Consider the following 5058-nt stretch of genomic DNA (forward strand, 5'->3'; position numbering starts at 1 on the left):
GCACCCCTCGGCCGCGGTCGGGGGCACCCCCACCCCCGAGGCGGTCGCGCTGATCGGGGAGATCGAGGGCATGGCCCGCGACCGCTACGCGGGTCCGGTGGGCTGGATCGACGCCACCGGCGACGGCGAGTGGGGCATCGCGCTGCGCTCGGCCCTGGTCCGGGGGTCGACGGTGCGGCTGTTCGCCGGCTGCGGCGTGGTCGGCAGCTCCGAGCCCGAGGCGGAGCTGGCCGAGGCGCAGGCCAAGTTCGTCCCGGTCCGCGACGCGCTGTCGGGTCGGATCTGACTCAGAGGTCCTCGCCCGGCTGGCGGCGCAGGTACTCCTGGCCCTCGGGCAGCAGGTTGCCCATGTGCGAGGCCACCATGTCGAGGCCGATGTCGCTGTAGACCCGGTCGTGGATACCCAGCGAGCGCGGCGCCCCGACCTCGCGGACGAAGTCGACCGCTTCACTGACCTTGAGCCACGGCGCGCTCACCGGGGCGAGCAGCAGGTCCACCGGTCGTCCGGGGGCGGTCAGCGCGTCGCCGGGGTGGTAGACCGACTCCTCGCCCACGGTCAGCAGGTAGCCGGAGTTGTCGAACCGGTCGTAGTCGGGGTGGATCACCGCGTGCTTCTCCCCCACCACCTCGACGGCAAGACCGGACACGTCCAGGTGCACGCCGGGTCGCACGACGCGGACCCGCTCGGCGACGTCGGGCGCCTGCTCGCGCAGCAGGCGGGCCACCGCCTCGATCGTCCAGATCGGCGCGTCGGAGCGACGCAGCAGCTCCGGGTGCACGTGGTCGGCGTGCTCGTGGGTGATGAGCACGCCGGTGGCCCCGTCGAGGGCCTCGGGCTCGCTGAAGACCCCCGGATCGAGGACCACGACGGCCCCCTCGTGCTCGATGCGGACGCAGGCGTGACCGAACTTCGTGAGGCGCATCTCCCTACAGTAGGCAGGTTTCGCAATGCGGACGGCCACGCCCGGTCCGTGCGTTCGATGCGGATGTTCAGGCGATCAAAGTTAAGGTGTTCTCGCCCTCGAGTGCAGTGGGGGAATGACAACCGCACCCGACCGATTGAGAGAACCCATGTCTGGACGCCGCGCCCTGGCAGGATCCCTGCTCGCGCTGCTGATGCCCGCCTCGATGATCCTGGTCACGCAGACCAGCTCCTCGAGTGCTGACACCAACGACTCCGTCTCGACCTCCGTGAGCGAGCGTCGCGCCAAGAAGACCCGCGTGAGCCTGGTGGCCCTGCCCCAGATCGTCGCGCAGGGCAAGCGCCCCGCCTCCGCCAACTCGGCCAAGGCCGGCCTGACCGCCACCGTCAAGCCGGGCAAGCCCGGTCGCACTGTCGCGCTGCAGGTCCAGTCGGGCAGCAAGTGGAAGACCGTCAAGAAGGCCAAGACCACCAAGAAGGGTCTCGCCAACTTCGCCGCCCCGATCTCCAAGGGCGGCGTCGCGCTGACCTACCGCGCCACCGCGATGGCGTTCAAGGGCTCCAAGGCCGGCAAGAGCAAGTCGGTCAGCACCGGACGCTGGCTGACCCCGACCTGGACGGACGAGTTCTCCGGTTCCACCCTCAACCCCGTCTGGAACCAGCGGGGCAGCGGTTACGAGCCCGAGAGCCTGCGCGCCTGCTCCAAGGGTGACGCGCGCGCCGTCAAGGTCACCGGCGGCACCGCCCGGCTGAGCGTCATGAAGGACCCCGCGCGGTCCGACAAGTGCGTCGCCAAGAAGGACGGCAAGTCCACGGGCAAGTTCGCCTACCGCCTCAACGGCCACATCGGCACCCAGGGCGGCTTCTCGTTCAAGTACGGCTTCGCCGCCGCGCGCATCAAGTTCCAGAAGAGCCGCGGCCAGCACGGCGCGTTCTGGATGCAGCCCGCCTCCAGCGTCGTGGGTGCCAACGACCCGCGCCTGACCGGTGCCGAGATCGACGTCATCGAGTACTTCGGCGACAAGCACCCCGAGGGGGGCCTGACGTCCTTCGTCTACTCCAAGAACGGCAAGGGCCAGGGCGTCAAGACCGGCTCCTGGATCAAGGACTCCAAGTCCTTCCTCAGCAGCAAGGGCGACGGCTGGTCGAAGAACTACCACGTGTTCTCGGTCGAGTGGACCCCCAACGTCTACATCTTCCGCATCGACGGTCAGGAGACCTACCGCACCAAGGTCGGCGTCTCCGGTCAGCCGCAGTACCCGATCCTGAGCATGCTCGCCTCGGACTACGAGATCTCGAAGATCGGCAAGGACAGCAAGCTGCCCCAGTCGATGAGCGTCGACTGGATCCGGGTCTGGCAGGCCTGACCTCCCGGCCTCCGGGCCGCTGCTCCTCCGCACCACGTACGACGCGTCGTCCCGCTCCGGCGGGGCGGCGCGTCGCCGCATTTCGGGCCGACGGGACCCGGTGGCGAAGTCCCCGCCCGAGCGGGGACTTCGCCACAGCTTCACGAGCACAGCGTCACGGGCCCAGCCGAACGCCGTACCGCTCAGCCGGTGAGGTGGTGCACGTAGCACCAACGCCAGTCCTCGCCGGGCTGGGCGGACTGCATGACCGGGTGCGTCGTCTCGTGGAAGTGCTCGGTGGAGTGCCGGAAGGGCGAGGAGTCGCAGCAGGCGACCAGGCCGCAGGTCAGGCAGCGGCGCAGCGAGACCCAGTGGACGCCGGCCTCGACGCACTGCGCGCAGACCAGGTCGTCGCTCAGCGACGTCGGCGGCTGGGCCGGGGTCTGGTCGAGGTGGGCGCAGGTGGCGCCACGCACGAGCCGGGCGTTGCGCCCCTCCTCGCGCTCCTCATCGTCGGCGGTGGCCACGTCGAGCATCGACTCCTCGACGTCGAGCACCGCGAGCACCTCGCGGATGACGTCGCTGGCCACCGTGCCGGTGCTGCGGATCTCGAGGACCCGGCCCCGCTCGGCGTTGATCATGGCCAGCCGGACGCGGGCGTAGAGGTCGCTGGGCGACTCCTGGCCCGCGGTGGTCGACAGCCGCTCCCAGGCCGCGAAGTTGCGCTGCTCCACCCGCTGGCGGATCAGGTCCAGGACTCCGTGCGGGTCCTCCGTGTCGAGCTGGTCGAGCTCCTTGAAGCCGGCCTTGGACGCCTGCTGCAGCACCGAGGCGCGGGCCAGGGCGTCGTCCAGCGGGTCGGGTGAGGGGACGCGCAGGGTGCGGGCCACCCACGGCAGGGACAGCCCCTGGATGAACAGGGTGCCGGCCACGACGGTGAAGGCGATCAGCAGCAGCACCTCGCGGTGCTCGGTGTCCTCGGGGATCACGAAGGCCGCCGCCAGCGTGACCACCCCGCGCATGCCCGCCCAGCCGAGGACGAAGGTGTACTGCCACGGCGGCAGCTGCCCGCTGTCGGGGTCCGGGCCGGGTCGCACCAGCAGGTAGCGGGTGGCGAAGACCCACACCATCCGCAGCGTCACCGTGGTGACCAGCGCCGCCGCGCACACGAGCGCGATCAGCTCGCCCGAGAGCTCGCTCTCGGCGACCCCCTCGAGGATCCAGCGGGCCTGGAGGCCGATGAGCAGGAAGACGGTGTTCTCCAGCAGGAAGGCGATGGTGCGCCAGTTGATGCGCTCCGCGATCCGCGACTGGGCGGTCTGGATGAGCGGCGCCTTGTGCCCCAGCAGCAGGCCGGTCACCACCACCGAGATGACGCCCGAGGAGTGCAGCTCCTCGGCGAGGAGGTACGCCGCGAACGGGGTCACCAGCGAGATGGCGGTGTCCATGAGCGGGTCGGTCACCAGGTGGCGGAGCTTGGCGACGACGACGAAYACGCCGAAGCCGAGCAGCGCGCCACCCACCGAGGCCCACAGGAAGTCCAGTCCTACCTCGAGCGCCGCGACGCCCACCGAGCTGGCGGCCAGCGCGGTGCGCAGCGTGACCAGGGCGGTCGCGTCGTTGAGCAACGACTCGCCCTCGAGGATGGTCACGATCCGCCGTGGCAGCCCGATCCGCCGCCCGATGGCGGTGGCCGCGACCGCGTCGGGCGGCGCCACGACCGCGCCGACGGCGATGGACAGCGGCCAGGAGATCGCCGGGACCAGCCAGTGCACGACGGCACCGACGCCGAACGCGGTGAAGAGCACGAGCCCGACCGACAGCAGCAGGATCGAGCGGCGGTTGGCGTTGAAGTCGACCAGCGACGTCTGCAGCGCGGCGGCGTACAGCAGCGGCGGCAGGAAGCCGAGGAGCACCACCTCGGCCTCGAGGCGCACCTCCGGCACGAACGGCAGGAAGGTGCCCACGACGCCGACGACGATCAGGATCAGGGGGGCCGGCAGGTCGAACCGCTCGGCCAGGGCCGTCCCGGCGAGGACGACGACCACGAGAGCGACGAGGAACAGGGCGATCTCCACCCGCAGAGTCTGGCAGCACCACCTGACACGCCCGCTCCGGCCGACTGGGATGATCCCGACGTGCGTCGACTCGGGAGGATCGTGGTGGCCCTGCTCGGGCTCGCGCTCCTCCTCGCCGGCGCGGGCGCCGCGGCGTACGTCGGCTCCGACGACACCGTCTTCACCCGGCCGGCCGCCCTGGGCGCGGACGGCCGGCCCGTGCTCACCGCGCCGGGCCTGCTCGCCTGGGACGGCGTCACGGTGACCCTGCGGGCCGAGGCGCCGGACGGCGTCTTCCTCGGGACCGCGCACCCGGTCGACGTGGCGGACTTCGTCGGCGGCTCACCCCGCGTGCGTCTCGAGGGCATCACCGGCGCCGGGGTCGTCGCGAGCGAGGTCGGCGCGGGTCGTCGCCAGCACCCCGAGGACGCCGCCTTCTGGACCCGGTCCATGAGCGGCACGGGGCCGCAGGAGCTCGCCCTCGACCGCAGCACCTCCGCCGTGCAGTGGGTCATCGCGCCACTCGGCGGCGTCGGCCCCACGGCGGTGTCGTTCGGGATCACGGTCGAGGGGGCGTACGTCGCCGCCCTGGGCGTCGCGGGCGCCGGCATGCTGCTGCTGGTGCTGGCCGTGGAGCTGCTGCGTCCCCGCCGGTCCCGACGCGCGAGCACGCCCGCCGCCCCGCCCGCCGGCCACGCCGGCGCCCGCCATGTCGGGGCCCGCAGAGCCGGCC

General features: G+C 71.7%; 5 protein-coding genes. 3 read left to right on the forward strand and 2 right to left on the reverse strand.

The features are described from left to right. The coding region (locus tag ACXJKL_RS14195) for a chorismate-binding protein (RefSeq protein ID WP_457207692.1) at positions 1–286 on the forward strand (286 nt) is incomplete at its 5' end. Position 287: 1 nt separating this feature from the next. Here ACXJKL_RS14195 and ACXJKL_RS14200 read toward each other — a convergent pair. Next, complete coding sequence (locus ACXJKL_RS14200; RefSeq protein ID WP_457207693.1) at positions 288–923, reverse strand: MBL fold metallo-hydrolase; 636 nt, start codon at positions 921–923, stop codon at positions 288–290. A 148-nt stretch (positions 924–1071) separates the two neighbouring features. Here ACXJKL_RS14200 and ACXJKL_RS14205 point away from each other — a divergent pair, with 148 nt between their 5' ends. Further along, positions 1072–2289, forward strand: a complete 1218-nt coding sequence (locus tag ACXJKL_RS14205; protein WP_457207694.1) for a glycoside hydrolase family 16 protein — start codon at positions 1072–1074, stop codon at positions 2287–2289. 182 nt (positions 2290–2471) lie between these two features. On the opposite strand, the gene ACXJKL_RS14210 is transcribed toward ACXJKL_RS14205, so the two are convergent. Next, positions 2472–4346, reverse strand: coding sequence for a Na+/H+ antiporter (locus ACXJKL_RS14210; RefSeq protein ID WP_457207695.1), 1875 nt, complete (start codon positions 4344–4346; stop codon positions 2472–2474). 60 nt (positions 4347–4406) lie between these two features. Between ACXJKL_RS14210 and ACXJKL_RS14215 the strand changes: the two genes are divergently transcribed. Continuing rightward, positions 4407–5058: hypothetical protein (locus ACXJKL_RS14215; protein WP_457207696.1), on the forward strand; the 652-nt coding region annotated here is incomplete at its 3' end.

It is taken from the genome of Nocardioides sp. P5_C9_2, from assembly GCF_054049555.1.

Bases quoted from the DNA above. Each gene is read 5' to 3' on its own strand.
- ACXJKL_RS14200 (WP_457207693.1), bottom strand. From the start codon at position 923: ATGCGCCTCACGAAGTTCGGTCACGCCTGCGTCCGCATCGAGCACGAG.
- ACXJKL_RS14205 (WP_457207694.1), top strand. From the start codon at position 1,072: ATGTCTGGACGCCGCGCCCTGGCAGGATCCCTGCTCGCGCTGCTGATG.